The organism is Vibrio nigripulchritudo (assembly GCF_027924785.1).
In the GTDB taxonomy this organism is placed as follows: Bacteria; Pseudomonadota; Gammaproteobacteria; order Enterobacterales; family Vibrionaceae; genus Vibrio; species Vibrio nigripulchritudo.
In genome coordinates, this window is record NZ_AP027049.1 from 3,915,783 (window position 1) to 3,932,798 (window position 17,016).

At 46.6% G+C, this 17,016-nt stretch carries 15 protein-coding genes; 10 read left to right on the forward strand and 5 right to left on the reverse strand.

Annotation, left to right across the window (positions count from 1 at the left end):
* Positions 1–78 precede the first annotated feature (78 nt).
* The 4 genes from rarD (at position 79) to ggt (ending at position 4,430) form a co-directional block, all read left to right on the forward strand.
* Complete coding sequence (rarD, locus tag QMG91_RS17870; protein WP_281828019.1) at positions 79–972, forward strand: EamA family transporter RarD; 894 nt, start codon at positions 79–81, stop codon at positions 970–972.
* An 83-nt stretch (positions 973–1,055) separates the two neighbouring features.
* Positions 1,056–1,856, forward strand: a complete 801-nt coding sequence (locus tag QMG91_RS17875) for a helix-turn-helix transcriptional regulator (RefSeq protein WP_022599038.1) — start codon at positions 1,056–1,058, stop codon at positions 1,854–1,856.
* A 66-nt stretch (positions 1,857–1,922) separates the two neighbouring features.
* A complete protein-coding gene (locus QMG91_RS17880) occupies positions 1,923–2,564 on the forward strand; it encodes a LysE family translocator (RefSeq protein ID WP_004407725.1) in 642 nt (213 codons plus the stop codon).
* Between the two features lie 108 nt (positions 2,565–2,672).
* The gene (ggt, locus tag QMG91_RS17885) at positions 2,673–4,430 is read left to right on the forward strand and encodes a gamma-glutamyltransferase (RefSeq protein ID WP_281828022.1); all 1,758 of its coding nucleotides are present in this window, start codon (positions 2,673–2,675) and stop codon (positions 4,428–4,430) included.
* Positions 4,431–5,121: 691 nt separating this feature from the next.
* Here ggt and uvrD read toward each other — a convergent pair.
* On the reverse strand, positions 5,122–7,293 hold the full coding sequence (gene uvrD / locus QMG91_RS17890) for a DNA helicase II (protein WP_281828024.1): 2,172 nt from the start codon (positions 7,291–7,293) through the stop codon (positions 5,122–5,124).
* A 275-nt stretch (positions 7,294–7,568) separates the two neighbouring features.
* On the opposite strand from uvrD, the gene QMG91_RS17895 reads away from it, so the two are divergent.
* From QMG91_RS17895 to QMG91_RS17910, 4 genes are all read left to right on the forward strand, one after another.
* Positions 7,569–7,829 (forward strand): BufA1 family periplasmic bufferin-type metallophore, encoded by a 261-nt coding sequence (locus tag QMG91_RS17895; RefSeq protein WP_004407718.1) that lies wholly within the window; start codon positions 7,569–7,571, stop codon positions 7,827–7,829.
* A gap of 105 nt (positions 7,830–7,934) precedes the next feature.
* Entirely contained in the window at positions 7,935–8,783 is an 849-nt protein-coding gene (gene bufB / locus QMG91_RS17900; RefSeq protein WP_281828027.1) for an MNIO family bufferin maturase, read from the forward strand.
* Positions 8,764–9,543 carry an HvfC/BufC N-terminal domain-containing protein gene (locus QMG91_RS17905; protein ID WP_022611787.1) on the forward strand — a complete coding sequence of 260 codons (780 nt, stop codon included), beginning with the start codon at positions 8,764–8,766 and terminating at the stop codon, positions 9,541–9,543. The genes bufB and QMG91_RS17905 overlap by 20 nt, the downstream gene beginning before the upstream one ends.
* On the forward strand, positions 9,540–9,995 hold the full coding sequence (locus QMG91_RS17910; RefSeq protein WP_004407704.1) for a DoxX family protein: 456 nt from the start codon (positions 9,540–9,542) through the stop codon (positions 9,993–9,995). The genes QMG91_RS17905 and QMG91_RS17910 overlap by 4 nt, the downstream gene beginning before the upstream one ends.
* Before the next feature lie 423 nt (positions 9,996–10,418).
* Here the strand turns inward: QMG91_RS17910 and tsrA are convergent, their stop codons facing one another.
* Together tsrA and QMG91_RS17920 are read right to left on the reverse strand one after the other, a co-directional pair.
* Complete coding sequence (gene tsrA, locus QMG91_RS17915) at positions 10,419–10,703, reverse strand: H-NS-like global regulator TsrA (RefSeq protein ID WP_004407702.1); 285 nt, start codon at positions 10,701–10,703, stop codon at positions 10,419–10,421.
* Between the two features lie 121 nt (positions 10,704–10,824).
* The gene (locus QMG91_RS17920) at positions 10,825–12,021 is read right to left on the reverse strand and encodes a multidrug effflux MFS transporter (protein WP_038196473.1); all 1,197 of its coding nucleotides are present in this window, start codon (positions 12,019–12,021) and stop codon (positions 10,825–10,827) included.
* Between the two features lie 102 nt (positions 12,022–12,123).
* Here QMG91_RS17920 and QMG91_RS17925 point away from each other — a divergent pair, with 102 nt between their 5' ends.
* Positions 12,124–13,092, forward strand: a complete 969-nt coding sequence (locus tag QMG91_RS17925) for a LysR family transcriptional regulator (RefSeq protein WP_022552131.1) — start codon at positions 12,124–12,126, stop codon at positions 13,090–13,092.
* 150 nt (positions 13,093–13,242) lie between these two features.
* Positions 13,243–15,036 carry an aminopeptidase P family protein gene (locus QMG91_RS17930; RefSeq protein WP_281828034.1) on the forward strand — a complete coding sequence of 598 codons (1,794 nt, stop codon included), beginning with the start codon at positions 13,243–13,245 and terminating at the stop codon, positions 15,034–15,036.
* 101 nt (positions 15,037–15,137) lie between these two features.
* Here QMG91_RS17930 and thiH read toward each other — a convergent pair whose 3' ends face one another.
* The gene (gene thiH / locus QMG91_RS17935; RefSeq protein WP_004407689.1) at positions 15,138–16,250 is read right to left on the reverse strand and encodes a 2-iminoacetate synthase ThiH; all 1,113 of its coding nucleotides are present in this window, start codon (positions 16,248–16,250) and stop codon (positions 15,138–15,140) included.
* 3 nt (positions 16,251–16,253) lie between these two features.
* Entirely contained in the window at positions 16,254–17,015 is a 762-nt protein-coding gene (locus tag QMG91_RS17940; protein WP_281830479.1) for a thiazole synthase, read from the reverse strand.
* Between the last annotated feature and the right edge of the window lies 1 nt (position 17,016).

Here is a 17,016-nt window from a genome sequence, read left to right on the forward strand (position 1 = left end):
GCAAATTAACGGGCGAGAAGATATACTGGCGGCTCCTTCACAAATGTAACTTTCTGTTACCTCAAGCGATAGATAACAATGACAGACGAACAACAAAGATCGCGCCAAGGTGTAATTTTTGCGGTGTCCGCGTACACCATGTGGGGCATAGCCCCCATCTACTTTAAAGCCTTAGAACAAGTCCCTGCATTAGAGATACTCAGCCACCGGGTAATATGGTCTTTTGTATTTCTGGCAATTCTCCTGCAAGCCGGCAGGCATTGGCACTCAGTAGTCTCTGTATTCAAGCGTCCTAAAACATTTGGGCTTCTGGCTGTCACCGGGTTATTGGTGGGCATTAACTGGTTGATATTCATCTGGGCAGTCAATGCGGATCACATGCTGGATGCCAGTCTCGGTTATTACATCAATCCGTTACTCAACGTGCTATTGGGAATGATGTTCCTTGGAGAAAGGCTAAGAAAATTGCAATGGCTCGCTGTTTTTCTTGCCGCCATTGGTGTGCTGGTTCAGTTGGTGGTATTTGGCTCTGTTCCTATTGTCGCAATAGCCCTCGCTTTCAGCTTTGGGTTTTATGGGCTGCTGCGCAAGAAAATCAACATGGATGCGCAAACGGGGCTGTTTATCGAAACACTCGTCATGTTGCCTGCTGCTGCAATCTACGTGTTATTTATCGCAAACAGTGCGACTTCCGACATGAGCACCAACAGCCTGAGTCTTAACCTTCTGCTTTTTGCTGCCGGGATCGTAACCACGCTGCCTCTGCTCTGTTTTACAGGCGCAGCTACCCGCATCAAGCTTTCTACCCTGGGGTTCTTCCAGTACATTGGTCCTAGCCTGATGTTCTTACTGGCAGTTCTGGTGTATGGCGAAGCATTTACCCTCGATAAAGCGGTCACCTTTGGGTTTATCTGGGGAGCCTTGCTGGTGTTCAGTGTCGACGGCATCAGAAACAGTAAGAAATCACGCTGATTGTCAATTTTTTACAAGACACAGAGAAGTTGGTTATGATTTAGTCGTCATAGCCAATTTTTTTGTATCTAACATAAGTAAGCATGGACAGCGTTAAGTACCACCTTTCAGAGCAATCTGGCATCCAGTTAATTGATGCCGACTACCAAAAGTTTGCGTTTTCACGCCACTATCACCTCGATTTTCATATCGGGCTGATTCAGCGCGGTGTGCAGAAATTCCATCATTCAGGAAGTAGTCATAAGGTCGGTCAGGGGCAAATCATAGTGATGCCGCCGGATGAGTTACATGACGGACACTCCGAACTGAAATCCGGCTATCAGGTAAAGGTATTCTCGATCAGACCTGAATGGTTTACTGATCAACTGGATCTGAGCAACAAACAGACAACAGCACACTTTACTCAGTTGATCATTGATGATCCGACACTTTTCCACCAGCTTTCCTATCTGCATTCACAGCTTATGCACACTCAGATCAGTCAGTTGGCTCAAGACTGCCTGCCTTTTGAGAGCTTCGAACACATGCTTGATCAATATGGTACGATCAAACCGAACATCGCCCAGCCGCTTGGGAAAACCACCATCCAGGTGTTAAGAGAATACCTGATGGAGAACCTTGATCAGCCCATACGCCTCAATGCATTGGCAGATATGTGCCAGTTAACACCCTCTCAGTTTCAACGCCATTTTAAAGCTCGAATGGGCATCACGCCTTATGCGTGGCTGACTCGTCTAAGAATGGAACATGCACTCAGCCTGCTCCTTCATGGCGTCAACAGCGTAAACGTCGCGCTGCGGGTGGGTTTCTATGACCAAGCCCATTTCGTTAAAGCGTTTAAAACCACCTACGGGGCAACGCCCGGGCAAATCAACTGTCACTAATTTACAAGACGTACTCGTTGGGGTTCGACACAATGCCCGTATGTCTTCTTTAATCTCTCTAAGATCATGAACGAACTGACTCTATTACTAACACTTGCCACTGTTCATTTCATCGCACTGTTGAGCCCAGGCCCTGATTTTGCTCTGGTTGTCCAGAACGCCAGTCGCCACGGCCGCCAAACGGGTATCTACATCGCTTTGGGGCTATCGGTGGGTATACTTCTGCATTCTGTTTTCAGTTTAACTGGCGTAAGTTATCTGGTTCATCAGCACCCTAACGTTTTCCGGTTGTTGCAACTCGCTGGCGGGAGCTACCTGTTGTATCTGGGAATAGGCGCACTGCGGTATGTCATTTTCAGCTTCAAAAGCCATCAGCCTTCAGATGACACAGAAACCAGCCTGATTCTTGCTAACCGCAAGCAAGCTTTTGTCCGGGGTTTTATTACCAATATTCTTAACCCAAAAGCATTGGTGTTTTTTGTTAGCCTGATGTCTTCGCTAGTGCCCGCTTCCATGTCTCTCACGGGGAAAGGCTTCGCTTTACTGATCCTTTGGGGGCTCTCTTTCTTTTGGTTCTCCTTACTGGCTTGGGTGTTGTCGGCACAGCGCTTTCAGGCAAAATTGAAACAGGCGGCACTGTACATTGACGCTCTATGTGGCTTGGTTTTTACTGGGATAGGTATCAGTATTTTGTATCAGGTTGCGTAAGGCTTTCTGACGTAACAAATCTGGTACATTGCTTACAAAACAACCGAAATAATGTAGACCGCGTTCCGTTGTCCTGACAGGCTGGAATCTCCACAAAAGGAGAAGCTTATGTCATGGAAAACAACACTCACACAAATGACCTCGTGCTCACTTCTGCTTGTCAGTTCATTTGGCTATGCAAATCAGGCTGCTGATGGGGTAGCACCAGAAGCAAGCACAGGAATAGAAACCAAAACACTCACCCATGCAAAAGACTGGATGGTAACGGCAGCGAACCCGCTGGCGACTCAAGCTGGGGCAGACATTCTCGCCGCAGGTGGGAATGCCATTGATGCCATGGTTACCGTTCAGCTCATGCTGGGTTTAGTTGAGCCGCAGTCCTCTGGTATTGGCGGTGGCGCATTTCTGGTGTATTGGGATGCCAAGAAAAACCGCTTAACCACGGTTGATGGTCGTGAAACGGCACCTCTGGCAGCCACACCTACCCTATTTCAGGATTCTGAAGGCAAACCGATGAAGTTTTATGATGCCGTCGTCGGTGGTCGGTCCGTTGGGACACCAGGAACCGTAAAGCTGCTTTGGGATACTCATCAGCAATACGGTAAGTTACCGTGGAAACAGGTAGTACAACCTGCGATAGACCTTGCCAACAAAGGCTTTGTAATCAGCCCTAGATTGGCGGGATTAATCGAAAAAGACAAAGAACGTTTGAGCCGTTTCGCCACAACCAAGTCGTATTTTTTCAATGCCGATGGTTCACCGAAAGCAGAAGGCACCCTTCTGAAAAACCCCGAATATGCCAATACACTCACTCAAGTGGCAGAAAAAGGGGCTGATGCCTTTTATTCAGGTGACATAGCAAAAGACATTGTCGAAACGGTTCAAAATGCTCCAGGTAATCCAGGAGTACTGGATCTGCAGGACTTCTCAAACTATCGCACCAAAGAGCGCGCACCAGTATGTGCCGCCTACCAGTCTTATGACGTTTGCGGAATGGGTCCCCCAAGCTCTGGCGCTTTAACCGTTGGGCAGATCTTGTCGCTCACCGAAAAATTTGATCTGAAAAAGCTTGGGGCAGACAACCCAACCAGCTGGCAAATCATTTCCGAAGCGTCCCGACTGGCATTTGCGGATCGCGGGCGATACATGGCAGACAGCGACTACGTACCTATGCCAACTCAGGGTTTACTGGATTCTGGTTATCTTGCTGAACGCGCAAAACTCATTACACCAGATAAGGTGTTGGAAAACGTCAGTGCAGGTTCGCCACCCTGGAACCATGCAATGCGTCTGGCAAACGATGAATCGATTGAGCTTCCATCCACTAGCCATTTCAACGTCGTCGATAAAGAAGGCAACGTCGTTTCTATCACAACCACCATTGAAAATGCCTTTGGCTCTCGCTTAATGGTTAGAGGCTTCCTGCTGAACAATGAGCTGACGGACTTCTCTTTCCGAACTCACAAGGACGGATTCCCGATTGCCAACCGTCTGGAGCCGGGTAAACGTCCTCGTTCTTCGATGTCGCCAACCATTATTATGGAAAATGGCAAACCCTACATGGCAATAGGCTCACCAGGTGGCAGCCGCATCATTGGTTATGTCGCGCAATCCATCATCGCTCATACTCAGTGGGGTATGGATATTCAGCAGGCGATAAACCAGCCTCATTTGGTTAACCGCTTCGGAACGTTGGATGTAGAGAAAGGCACCAGCGCGGAGTCATTCAAACCTGCTCTTGAGAGCATGGGCTACAAAGTCAATGTCAGGGATTTGAACTCGGGTTTGCACGCAATTCGCATTACCAAAGACGGATTGGAAGGCGCAGCTGACCCTCGTCGTGAAGGTGCCGCAATCGGCAAGTAGCACATTTCAGCCGTTGTACCTATGCCCTTGTAAGAGATCTCTCACAAGGGCGTAAGTTAACGCGGTTTCCTTTCTATCAATAAAGCACACCACAAACACTAACTTATTGAAAAATATAAATTTATATACAATTGCTCATCATTTAAACAAAGAAATATTGGCTCGGTCTATTGAGTAAAATCCGCATTCTCTTAATATGAACCCTGTCGGAAGGATGCTGACACGGAACAGGAAACAGCCAAGGATTTGGTTATCTTCAGGATGAAGATTCGGTTATTCAGGACGAGTGACCAGCACGGAGCAAAAAAGGACATTGAACGGACTCAATCGTTATTAGGATGATAACGGCAAGGAAGGCAATGGACACCTCTAGGATGAGGAATGGAACTGGCATCAGGACGATGAAAGGGACACCGCTCAAGGAACAAGTGAGTGCGCTAACGAGGATTGTTAGCAGATCAGGATAAGATCATTGGACACCGCTAGGACGGCGATGAAAAGGATTGTGCTGAAGGACACAGCGCTGCTATCAAGGATTTGATGCATGGAGCAACATTAGTAGCCGGATTGCTGCGAGTAAGATTATAACCCCGATGGGCTTTGCCCTCGGGGTTTTTCTTTATCTACTCCAACCGTTCTGTAGATACTAAAAAGCCCGCTTTTGCGGGCTTAAGAAACTAGCTTTTGTCAGTTAGAGCTTTTCTAACTTTGCAAATGACGTGACCAGCCATTTGATCCCTTCGCCATTGAATGCAACCTGAACCCGGCTTTGTGGACCACTGCCCTCAAAATTGATGATGGTGCCTTCTCCAAACTTAGGATGCATTACTCGTGCCCCCAAAGAAAAGCCTGTTTCATTGAAGTTTTCTTTCACCACTTGCTGGCTAAAACGTCCAGAACTTGCAGGGCGACTTACCTGAGCTTTCATCCGCACTTCATCCAGACATCCTTCTGGCAATTCACGGATAAAACGAGATGGCTTGTGGTATTTGTCCTGACCATAGAGGCGACGCATCTCTGCATAAGTGATGTAGAGTTTCTCCATAGCACGCGTCATACCTACGTAGCAAAGACGACGCTCTTCTTCGAGCCTGCCCGCTTCTTCCGCCGACATCATGCTTGGGAACATCCCTTCTTCAACTCCCACCATAAAGACCAGTGGAAACTCGAGGCCTTTTGCACTGTGCAGCGTCATCAGCTGAACGGCATCGTCGAATTCGTCTGCCTGACCTTCCCCTGCTTCTAAGGCTGCATGAGTCAGAAATGCCGTCAGTTCGGAAAGTTCTTCCGCTTCTTCTGGCTTTTCAAATTGTCGGGTCGCGGTAACCAGCTCTTCCAGGTTTTCAATTCGCGCCTTGGACTTTTCGCCTTTCTCCTGTTCGTACATCGCAAACAGACCAGAGTTTTTAATCACATGGTCGGTTTGGTGGTGTAGTGGCATTTCAAAGGTGTCGTCTTCCAACGCATTGATGAGTTCAATAAACCTACTCAGCGCACCAGCGGCACGACCCGCCAGAACTTTCTCTTCTAACAGGGCTTGAGATGCTTGCCATAGTGTTGCGCCGCGATCACGCGCCGCAAAGCGAATGGTTTCTAACGTTTTGTCGCCCATTCCACGGGTCGGTGTATTCACGATTCGTTCAAATGCCGCGTCATCATTGCGATTGGACATTAACCTTAGGTAACAGAGCGCATCTTTGATTTCCTGACGCTCGAAGAATCGCATGCCGCCGTAGATTCGATATGGCAGCCCCGCCTGAATCAATGCTTCTTCGAGCACACGAGACTGGGCATTGTTTCGGTACAACATGGCAGAGTCATTCAGTGCTCCGCCTTTCTCATGCCACTCTTTGATCTTACTGACGGTAAAACGGGCTTCGTCCAGCTCGTTGTAAGCCGAATAAACCGAGATGGGTTCACCTTCGTTCCCTTCGGTCCACAGCTCTTTACCCATACGCTCGGTATTATTGGCGATCAGTTCGTTTGCGGCCGACAGGATGGTTTTGGTCGAACGGTAGTTTTGCTCCAGGCGAATGGTTTTGGCTTCAAGGAACTCACTCAAAAAGCGTTGAATGTTCTCAACTTTTGCTCCGCGCCAGCCGTAGATCGACTGATCGTCGTCGCCGACAATCATTACGCGCGCATCGGGACCCGCCATCATTCTCAGCCATGCATACTGAATGTTGTTGGTGTCCTGAAACTCATCAACCAGAATGTGTTTGAAGCGTGCCTGATAGTGTTCACGGATATGCTGTTTTTCACGTAGCAGCTCGTGTGCTCGCAGAAGAATTTCAGCAAAGTCCACCAACCCGGCACGATCACAGGCTTCTTGATAAGCGGTATAAATTTGCAGATAGGTCTTGGTTACCGGATCCTGATAGCAGTCGATATGGCTCGGACGCAAGCCTTCATCTTTCTTTCCATTAATCCACCAAGCCGCTTGCCTTGCAGGCCATTGCTTTTCGTCCAGATTGAGCGCTTTGATCAGACGACGCAACAAACGCTGCTGGTCTTCAGAATCAAGGATCTGAAAGTCTTCCGGCAATCTGGCGTCCAGATAATGTGCTCGAAGAATGCGGTGGCAGATACCATGGAAAGTACCGTTCCACATCCCTGATGCACTGCCCATCATCAGCTCTTCAATACGACCGCGCATTTCCGCCGCGGCTTTATTGGTAAAGGTAACCGACATAATAGAAAACGGCGATGCTTGCTCGACAGCCATAAGCCACGCGATGCGGTGTACCAGTACCCGGGTTTTACCACTGCCCGCTCCAGCCAGCACCAACATGTTCTCAAGCGGCGCCGCTACGGCTTCACGCTGTTTGTCATTCAAGCCATCAAGTAATAAGGAAGCGTCCATCGTTTTCTACTGTGTATTTATACATAACTGGACATTATAACCGAATTCCTCGCAAGAATAAGGGCGATTTAACAATTTAAAGCCACTTTTTAACCAGCTATAAATCAACCAGTTACAGACGTTAAGAAAAAAATGTGAAAAAAAATCGGCTTTTTTGTGAAAGATTTGGCGTTCATTTCTAATCTTATTCAATAAGCAACCTGATAAACGCTTGTCCATCGCGAAACGGGTTGTCTTTATTAAAGAAACTAAGGATCAAGTTCGAGGATTTAAATATGAAAAAGTCTAATCTTGCTGTCACTGCTGCGGTTACGGGCCTTCTTGCAATTGCTGGTACTACGCTAACTGCTACTTCTGCGGTCGCAGCAGAAAAAGAGAAATGCTATGGCGTGGCGAAAGCAGGGAAAAACGACTGTGCAACTAAGACAAGTTCTTGTGCAGGCACGTCTAAAGAAGATTTCCAGAAAGACGCATTCATCGTAGTACCAAAAGGTTTGTGTGACCGTCTGGCGGGCGGAAGCAACACTTCTTCTTAAGCCTTTTCCTCTTAGCCATTCCAGGGCGATAGGCTGCGCTTGTCGCCCTTATTTATGAGTGGCTTTGTGAAAGAGGCTTGGAAACATCCATTCAGGGAGACACACATGCACAGCAAAGTCGGCGTTGGTTTAAGAACACCTCATCTGGATTTTTTTACCACCGAAGCCACAGGGCTAAGCTGGTTGGAAATCCATAGCGAAAACTACTTTCTACCCAACTCTTTGCAGCGCAAGCAGCTTAATCAGATCGCCGAGAATTACGACATCAGTTGCCACGGTATCGGATTGTCGCTGGGGTCTGTGGGTGGTGTCAATCACGAGCATCTCGTTCGTCTTAAGCGATTAATCGACGACATCAACCCTATTCTGATTTCGGATCACCTGAGCTGGAGTGAAAACGGCGGGCATTACTACAATGATTTATTGCCACTGCCCTATACCGAAGAAGCGCTGGATGTTTTCTGCCAAAACGTAATACAGGTTCAGGATCATTTGAAAAGACCCATGCTGATTGAAAACCCAAGCAGCTATGTGAAGTTTTCTCACTCAACAATTGATGAGTGGGTGTTTCTTGCGGAAGTTCAGAAAAGAACGGATTGTCGCCTGTTGCTTGATTTCAATAACATCCACGTCAGTGCATTCAATCATGGTTTCAGTACTGATGAGTATCTGGCGGGGATAGATGCAGACACGGTGGATGAGATTCATTTGGCAGGCTTCACCATTAAACAGCTCGACAAAGGTGAAATCTGGATCGATACCCATAGCCGCCCAGTAAGCGATGAAGTGTGGTCATTGTTTTCCAGCTGGATTGCTCAACACGGTGACAGACATACCCTGATTGAATGGGATCTGGAAATTCCTGAGCCACAAGTTTTGCTACAGGAAGCAAGCAAAGCCAGCCATTACCTGCTTCAGGTGCAAGGAGACAACCATGTCACTGCCTCTCGCTAAATTGCAGTCTCAGTTCGCCCAAGCGCTGCACTACAAAGCCACAGGGGAGTCGTGCGAAGTGGTCTCGGATGTTTTTACCGCCGATGAGCGCATGCAGATCTACCGCAATAACTTCGTCATGAGTCTTTGCGAAGTGCTGGAGGTGACCTATCCAAAAGTGTTGGCATTGGTTGGAGAAGAGTGTTTCCACCAGATGGCTCGACAGCACGTTCTAACGCAGCCACTCACAGAAGGTGATGTATCCGGTTACGGTGAGGGGTTTGGCGATACTATCCGCCAGTTTGATCAGGTAATAGCTGCCGTCCCTTATCTATCCGATATGGCAGATCTGGAATGGAAAATAGACACCAGTGAATACAGGTTGTCTTCCACTCAAGAGACCGATTATTTCCCAATGGAAGCTTTGGCAGAGGTAACAGAAACACAACAACCCGCATTGGTGTTTCATCTCGCGCCTCAGGTACAAAACATTCAGAGTGCCTTTGCCATTTTTTCGTTATGGGAAGCCTTGGAAAAGGAAGAGTTTGAAGGCTTAGAACTTAACGTACCAGAGCAGGGAGTTGTCTGGTTAGACATAAACCGTCAGCTCCATCTGGACCCAGTAGCCCAAGAAGTATGGGCTCTGATTAACGCCTGTTCGATGGGGTTAGCACTAGCAGAAATTGAACCGGAATTATTAGGATATCTGAACACATTGATGGCTTCAGGTTATATCGATGGGTTTAGCTTAAAAGAACAACAATTAGAGGAAGAGTTATGAGTTCAGCAGTCAGAAATATCATCGACACCTACGACGGCATCGTAGAAAAGCTTCAGGCAGGGTTTATCCCTTTGCTGCTTTTATTCTGCCGACTTTGGGTTGCCTGGGTATTTTTCAATTCAGGGCTAACCAAAATCGCATCTTGGGACAGTACCCTTTATCTGTTCGAGTTTGAGTATGTGGTTCCTTTGCTTCCCTGGGAGTTGGCTGCGTATACAGGTACTGCCGCAGAGTTGATTCTACCTGTCTTTCTCGCATTAGGGTTGTTTACCCGCCCTATGGCAGCAGCTTTGTTCGTGTTTAACATCATTGCCGTGGTTTCGTATCCCCTGCTTTGGGAAAAAGGCTTCTACGACCACCAGCTATGGGGCTTGATGATTCTGTTAAATGTGGTTTGGGGTGCTGGTGTGATCTCGGCAGACTATATCCTGAAGAAGAAATTTACCGACTGAATCTCCCTTTAGTAAAGTAGCAACCTGTAAGCTACCTACCAATTTGCCCCAGTTTTTGGGGCATTTTTTTGTTTGTATGTTTTATAAACCTGATTAAAGATTCTATTAATATCAATATTAGTAATGTATTCGAATTGCTCAGATGTTTATCAGTCATGCACCAAGGCTCGGTGCAAAAGCAATATGAGCAAATATCCTTACTTAATTAGTTAGAAAGGGATTTAGCCAATCACTCCCCCTCAAAACGGTGATTGGCGTCGGCAGCAGACTACGGCTGCCTTTTTTTCTAAAAGTTTCGATTACCTGAATTTGCCACCAATAAATTAAGAAATGAAATTAATATTCATCTCTTAATTATCTTTTCCTGTGACTAAATAAATTAAAAGCCAGCACTTTGGCTGGCTTTTAATTCGAACAATTCATTTATTTCTTAGCAAGAAATTCTTTTAATTCTTCTGCGGATATTCCCTGTTGAGCTAATTCAGCGGCGAGCTGCTGAACGCTTTCGCTTTTACGCGATTCTATGACTTGCTGAAATTGATAAACAATATCTCTTAGCATGTGAAGGGGTACTTGTTTAGCCGCACTGCGAATACGTTCTTCGCTTTGGTTACCAAGTTCATTTAGCAGCTTCCCAAACATTACTTTTTCTGGAGACTCTTCTAACTGCTCAAGAATACGAGCCATCTCATAAGTTGTCATCGACATTGATTATGTATCTTCCAAATAGGTAGAACGGAATAATTATATAAGAGGAGCTAAATATACACCCCTTTTGCTGCTGGGAAAACAATCAATTTCAATTATTCGTCATTTATTTGTATAGAAATTAATTCACTGCTTCTGTATGCCAGTTTTTTCCTTTGCGGCTAAATAATATTAGCAGTGCCGGTGCTAAAAGCCACATATGCAAAGCAATTAATACCTCAGATTCAAGTGGTAAGCGCTGCATGATACCGACCATTAAGCCAGAGCCACTCATCTGCATCAATCCAAGTAACGCTGCGGCAGTACCCGCTTTGTCACCAAATGGTGCCAACGCTTTACCAGCTCCTGCCCCCATCAGACAAGCAAAGCCAATAGAAGACATAAAGATAGGCAGCATAAACCCAATTGGAGTCTGCCATGACTTCATGACCAACATCACAAGGCCACCGATTAGAAGCATGGATACGCCAAAAACCAATGTACCGTGTGTGCCCCATTTATCCATCAGCTTTGGTGCCGCCATACAAAAGACAATATTGAAGACGGCGTTAATACCAAACCAGAAAGTAAATGCATTCATGGAAATACCCATGTTTTCCATTAATACCACCGGTGCAGACGTGACATACGCCAATATCACTGCCATAGCAAACATGCACAGCGACGAATGGAAAATGAAGCTTTGATGTTTAAGTACGCTGAGGTAACGAGAAGGTCTGAACAACGGCTCTTCAGAACGGGCTGGATTGGTTTCCTTGAAGTTAACCAATAAGCAAAGCCCCACAATTACTGCAAAACCCGCCATAAAACTAAAGTTACTTCGCCACCCAAACTGCTGCGTCAGCCAGCTTCCAAGAATAGGAGCCAAGGCAGGAATAAAGCAGATAGCACCATTAAGGTAGCTGATCATACGTCCGCTTTTCTTGGGTCCAAACATATCGCGAACTGTTGCAAAAGCCGCTACCGATGTCGCACACGCACCTAAGCCTTGTAGCAGCCGAGCCATCAGCATCCATTCAATAGATTGAGCGACCCACGCCAAATAAGCGCTCAAGCCATAGATTGCGATGCCTCCTAATGCAACAGCTCGACGTCCGTATCTGTCGGCGATAGGTCCAGCAAACAACTGCCCGACTCCCATAGCAAACAGGAACCAGGTAATGGTGTCTTTAGCCAGCCCATTATCCACCTGAAATGCCTGTGCCATGGTTGGCAACGCTGGAAGGTAGATATCTATAGCCAACGGGCTGAATAGCACCAGCATAATGAGCATGGTGAACTGGAGCCTGGACACTTTTTCTGGATTTATCGTCGACATAATAACCGTCACTTTTGTTTTCTGAGGTGGCAGTTTATTATTGAAGCAATATGAATAGAAATGGTCTATTTTCATCTCAGATATTCCGGTGGGGAATTTCTTATGAACATTGAACAGTTGGGTCGAATCGACCTTAACTTACTGGTTTGCCTTAACGTATTGCTCGAAGAAAGAAACGTCACGCGTACTGCGTCTCGGCTGTGCCTGACTCAATCTGCAGTCAGTAAGTCTTTAGCGAAGCTGCGAACCCAATTTGATGATCCACTCTTTTATCGCAGTGCCCATGGATTGAATCCCACGCCAAGAGCTTTGTTCCTAAAGCCCAAACTCGAAGCGTTGATCTACCATCTGGAATCCATAACGCAACCTGAAACTTTCGACCCTAAGACATCAAAACGTCGATTTCATATAGCCTTAGTGGAAAGTGTGTACCCACTTATCTTGCCTCACTTTCTTCCCAGTATGTTTCAGCAGTCACCCGGTATAAAAATCACGACTCATCCATGGAAAGACGATACGTTCAAGTTACTACAGTCCGGTGATATTGATTTTGGTATTACAGGCAAGGATATCGATATTAACGATGCAGCGTTAACGCTCCTTCCGCCATCAGACATCGACACTCAGGAAATTTATCGGGATCAGCAGGTATGTCTGGTGCGAAAGTATCACCCCGTTTTAAGCAGACACTGGGATTTGGATGCGTATCTGGCTGAAAGGCATGTACAGGTGCGTTGTGACGGCAACGATCGCTGGCTGCTGGATTACAAACTGGCAGATATTGGGTTAGAACGAGATATTGCATTGTACGTCCCCGACTTTAACAGCGCAGCCAGTTTGTGTACTTACACCGATTTTGTCTTTACAGCCCCAATGCATTTCGCGCAGTACATTTCAAGCTATCTAGATCTGGTGGTACTTCCTTTACCAACAGAGTTACCTCCTATGGCTTACACCCTATTCTGGCATAAAGACAGAAGTGAAGACGCGGCATTAAGTTGGTTTCATCAGATTATTAAATCCAACACGCTTCATTTGAACAGCAAGGATTCAGGCTCAAAGAGTGATTAGGAAAGACTATATTGTGAGACGTCTGAAACTCCTCAATTTTGGTAGCACTTCTTACCGCAGAATACATTGCTTGTCGGATCAAAAAGCGATAGTTTGTACGCAATTTCGTCGTTAAAACGAATATAAGAACAGGTAAAAGGATTCCTACGGATGGATGTCATGATTAAAGAAAGAGTAGAAGCCCTGCGTAAGTGGTTCGTAGAAAGCAACGTTGACGCACTGATCATTCCTCATGAAGATGAGTTTTTAGGGGAATACGTGCCTGCTCATCACGAGCGTTTACTTTGGGCTACAGGGTTTACAGGCTCCGCAGGTGCTGCAGTTATTACTGCCGACAAAGCTGCAATTTTTGTTGATGGTCGTTATACCGTTCAGGTCACCAAGCAAGCGCCTGCAGAAGTATTCGAATACCGCCACCTGATTCAAGAGCCTGCTTTAGACTGGGCAATTGAAAACCTGCCAAGCGGAGCGAAACTCGCTGTTGATCCTAAAATGCATTCTCACACATGGCTGCAAAAAGCGCAGGATAAGCTCGAAGATCAGCTTGAACTGGTATTGGTTAGTCATAACCCTGTTGATGCGCTTTGGGATGATCGCCCGGAGCCAACGGTAACAGACGCTCGCTTGATGGGCATCGACCTTGTTGGACAAAGCAGTCAAATTAAACGCGCTGAAATCGCAGAACTTGTCAAAGAGAGCAAAACAGACGCAGCGTTGCTGACTCAGCTGGATTCCATCTGCTGGCTACTGAACATTCGCGGGTTAGACGTATCTTGCCTTCCTGTTCTTCTTTCGCATGCCATTATTCACTCTAATGAAGAAGTAGAGTTCTTCATCGATCCAGCTCGACTGCCTGAAGCATTTTCTGAGCACGTTGGCAGTGGTGTTACCGTCTATTCTCCACAAGAGCTTGAAGCGCGACTACAGGCTCTTTCAGGCAAAAATGTATTGGTTGACCCAGCAACAAGTAATGCTTGGTTTACTCTCACTCTTCAAAATTCAGGCGCAGAAGTCATCAACGGTGATGACCCATGCTTGCTACCTAAAGCGGCAAAGAATGACGCTGAAATTCAAGGTATGCGTGCCTGCCACCTGCGCGACGGCGCAGCTATGGTGAACTTCTTGTCCTGGTTGGACGGTGAAGTAGAAGCCGAACATTTCCACGATGAAGCAGTGCTGGCTGATAAGCTTCACGAGTTCAGAAAAGTCGACACTACTCTTGCGGATTTAAGCTTTGATACTATTTCCGCATCAGCAGGTAATGGCGCGATGTGTCACTACAATCATCTAAATCAGCCAGAACCTGGCAAGCTTGAGCCTAACTCGCTTTACCTTGTCGATTCAGGCGGTCAGTATTCGGATGGCACAACAGACATCACTCGTACCGTTGCCATTGGAAAACCAACAGATGAAATGATTCAGCAGTTTACTTTAGTTCTGAAAGGTCACATTGCACTTGCTAATGCTGTATTCCCTCACGGTACGACCGGTCATCAACTGGATATTCTGGCTCGCCAATTCTTATGGTCCAATGGTTATAACTTTGACCACGGCACTGGTCACGGTGTTGGACATTTCTTAAGTGTTCATGAAGGTCCGCAAAGAATTGCTCCTGCAGTTAACACTGTTGCCTTGCTAAAAGGCATGGTGCTTTCTAATGAGCCGGGTTACTACCGCGCTGACGAGTTTGGTATTCGTATTGAGAACTTAGAGCTGGTTGTCGATGTAGAAACACAAGGCGACTCCAACATGCTAGGGTTTGAATCTTTAACCCGTTGTCCTATCGATAAGCGAAACATCGACGTTAATCTGCTGACTCGTCCTGAGCTTCAATGGCTGAATGATTACCACCAAAAAGTTTGGGATGAAATTAGCCCGCTAGTTTCCGGTAATGCTTTAGAGTGGTTGAAAGACGCAACGTCACCACTGTCCTACCCTAATTAATCTGGTTTCACTAAAGATAAAAATGCCGCTTTAAAAAGCGGCATTTTTGTTTCTTCATAGTGTGTTTCACGTGAAACACTCACTGGTCTAAACCAGCAACTCTATCCCGAATAAGCATGATGCCAATCCTTCCAAACAGGTTCAAACCCGCGATTTTTCACAGCTTGGGCTACCTGCGCAGCAGAACGCTCATCACTGATCGCGAATTGCTCTAGTTCTACGTCGTCGTTCGCATACCCACCCGGTTGAGTTTTAGAGGCGGCTGACAGACTGGTCACGCCCAAGGGTAAAACATTATCTCTAAATGACTCAGATTCACGTGTGGAAAGCGACAGTTCAACTTCAGGGTTAAGCATTCGATAAGCACAAATCAGTTGCACTAACTGTTTGTCAGACATAACCGATTTGGGCTGAAGAGCGCCTTCGCAAGGTCGAAGCCTAGGGAAAGAAATGGAGTAACGCGTTTTCCAATAAGTCCTTTCCATGTAACTTAAGTGAGCCGCAACATAAAAGCAGTCTGTGCGCCACTCTTCCAAACCGATTAGCGCACCCAGCCCAATCTTGTCTATACCAGCAGATGCAAGTCGATCTGGCGTGTTGAGTCGGTAATTGAAATCTGTTTTGTTTCCTCTCAGGTGGTGCTGACCATAGGTAGAAGGATGATAAGTTTCCTGATAGACCATCACCGCATCTAAGCCTAACGTTTTTAGCTCTGCGTAGCATTCCTGGTCAAGGGGCTGCACTTCCATGGCAAGATAGCTAAACCGCTTTTTAATCTCTGGTACCACTTCGCGGAAATACTTCATTCCCACTTTTGTTTCATGTTCACCAGTCACCAGAAGAACAGAGTCAAAATTCATTTTCTTGATCGCGTCAATTTCCAAATGAATATCTTCAACGTCAAGGGTTCTTCTCTTGATGCGGTTTTCCATCGTAAAGCCGCAATAGGTACAAGAGTTCGCGCAAAGGTTGGATAGATAAAGGGGGATATAAAAGCCAATCGTATTACCAAAGCGTTTCCGCGTCAGGGCGTAAGATTGCTGCGCCATTAACTCTAAATACGGCTCCGCCGCAGGAGAAATCAGCGCCTTAAAATCTTCTAGATCTCGCTTGGGTTTGGCTATCGCACGCTTTACATCTTCAGCCGTTTTACTGTAGATGGACATGCGGATTTCATCCCAATTCATCTGTTCAAACTGATCTGAAAAGTTCATGTTCTACCCCAGAAACGATGTCAGAGGGCTTGAGGCTACCGCGTGATTCACCTGCCCCGCCAGACCGGATTCATAGGCTAAACGACCACTTTCTACAGCCAACTTAAACGCTTTTGCCATTTGCACCGGATCCGCCGCTGCTGCGATTGCGGTATTAACTAGCACGGCATCGGCACCTAGCTCCATGGCTTCTGCGGCATGAGAAGGAGCACCAATCCCCGCGTCGACAACCACTGGAACATTAGCCTGATCAATGATGATTTCCAGAAAGTCTCGTGAAGCAATACCCTTATTGGAACCGATTGGAGCACCAAGCGGCATGACGGCGGCACAACCTACTTCTTCAAGATGCTTGCACAAAACAGGATCGGCGTGGCAATACGGCAGAACAATAAAACCTTGCTCAACCAATTTTTCAGCTGCTTTTAACGTTTCAATCGGGTCAGGCATCAGGTATTTCGGATCAGGGTGTATCTCGAGTTTCAACCAATTTGTCTCTAATGCCTCGCGAGCAAGCTGAGCTGCGAAGATGGCTTCCTTGGCATTTTTGGCACCGGAGGTATTAGGTAACAATCCGATGTTTTGCTCAATCAACGGCGAAAGAATGTCATCGTCTTTTGCGTCCAAGTCGACGCGCTTAAGTGCCATTGTTGCAAGCTGAGAACCCGATGCAATGATTGCTTCACTCATGACACGACTGTTTGAAAACTTCCCCGTTCCCGTAAACAACCGAGAGTCGAAGGCCTTGTTTGCGATAGTTAACATC

Coding starts and splice junctions, on each gene's coding strand:
- rarD (WP_281828019.1), top strand. CDS start 79: ATGACAGACGAACAACAAAGATCGCGCCAAGGTGTAATTTTTGCGGTG.
- QMG91_RS17875 (WP_022599038.1), top strand. CDS start 1,056: ATGGACAGCGTTAAGTACCACCTTTCAGAGCAATCTGGCATCCAGTTA.
- QMG91_RS17880 (WP_004407725.1), top strand. CDS start 1,923: ATGAACGAACTGACTCTATTACTAACACTTGCCACTGTTCATTTCATC.
- ggt (WP_281828022.1), top strand. CDS start 2,673: ATGTCATGGAAAACAACACTCACACAAATGACCTCGTGCTCACTTCTG.
- uvrD (WP_281828024.1), bottom strand. CDS start 7,293: ATGGACGCTTCCTTATTACTTGATGGCTTGAATGACAAACAGCGTGAA.
- QMG91_RS17895 (WP_004407718.1), top strand. CDS start 7,569: ATGAAAAAGTCTAATCTTGCTGTCACTGCTGCGGTTACGGGCCTTCTT.
- bufB (WP_281828027.1), top strand. CDS start 7,935: ATGCACAGCAAAGTCGGCGTTGGTTTAAGAACACCTCATCTGGATTTT.
- QMG91_RS17905 (WP_022611787.1), top strand. CDS start 8,764: ATGTCACTGCCTCTCGCTAAATTGCAGTCTCAGTTCGCCCAAGCGCTG.
- QMG91_RS17910 (WP_004407704.1), top strand. CDS start 9,540: ATGAGTTCAGCAGTCAGAAATATCATCGACACCTACGACGGCATCGTA.
- tsrA (WP_004407702.1), bottom strand. CDS start 10,703: ATGTCGATGACAACTTATGAGATGGCTCGTATTCTTGAGCAGTTAGAA.
- QMG91_RS17920 (WP_038196473.1), bottom strand. CDS start 12,021: ATGTCGACGATAAATCCAGAAAAAGTGTCCAGGCTCCAGTTCACCATG.
- QMG91_RS17925 (WP_022552131.1), top strand. CDS start 12,124: ATGAACATTGAACAGTTGGGTCGAATCGACCTTAACTTACTGGTTTGC.
- QMG91_RS17930 (WP_281828034.1), top strand. CDS start 13,243: ATGGATGTCATGATTAAAGAAAGAGTAGAAGCCCTGCGTAAGTGGTTC.
- thiH (WP_004407689.1), bottom strand. CDS start 16,250: ATGAACTTTTCAGATCAGTTTGAACAGATGAATTGGGATGAAATCCGC.
- QMG91_RS17940 (WP_281830479.1), bottom strand. CDS start 17,015: ATGTTAACTATCGCAAACAAGGCCTTCGACTCTCGGTTGTTTACGGGA.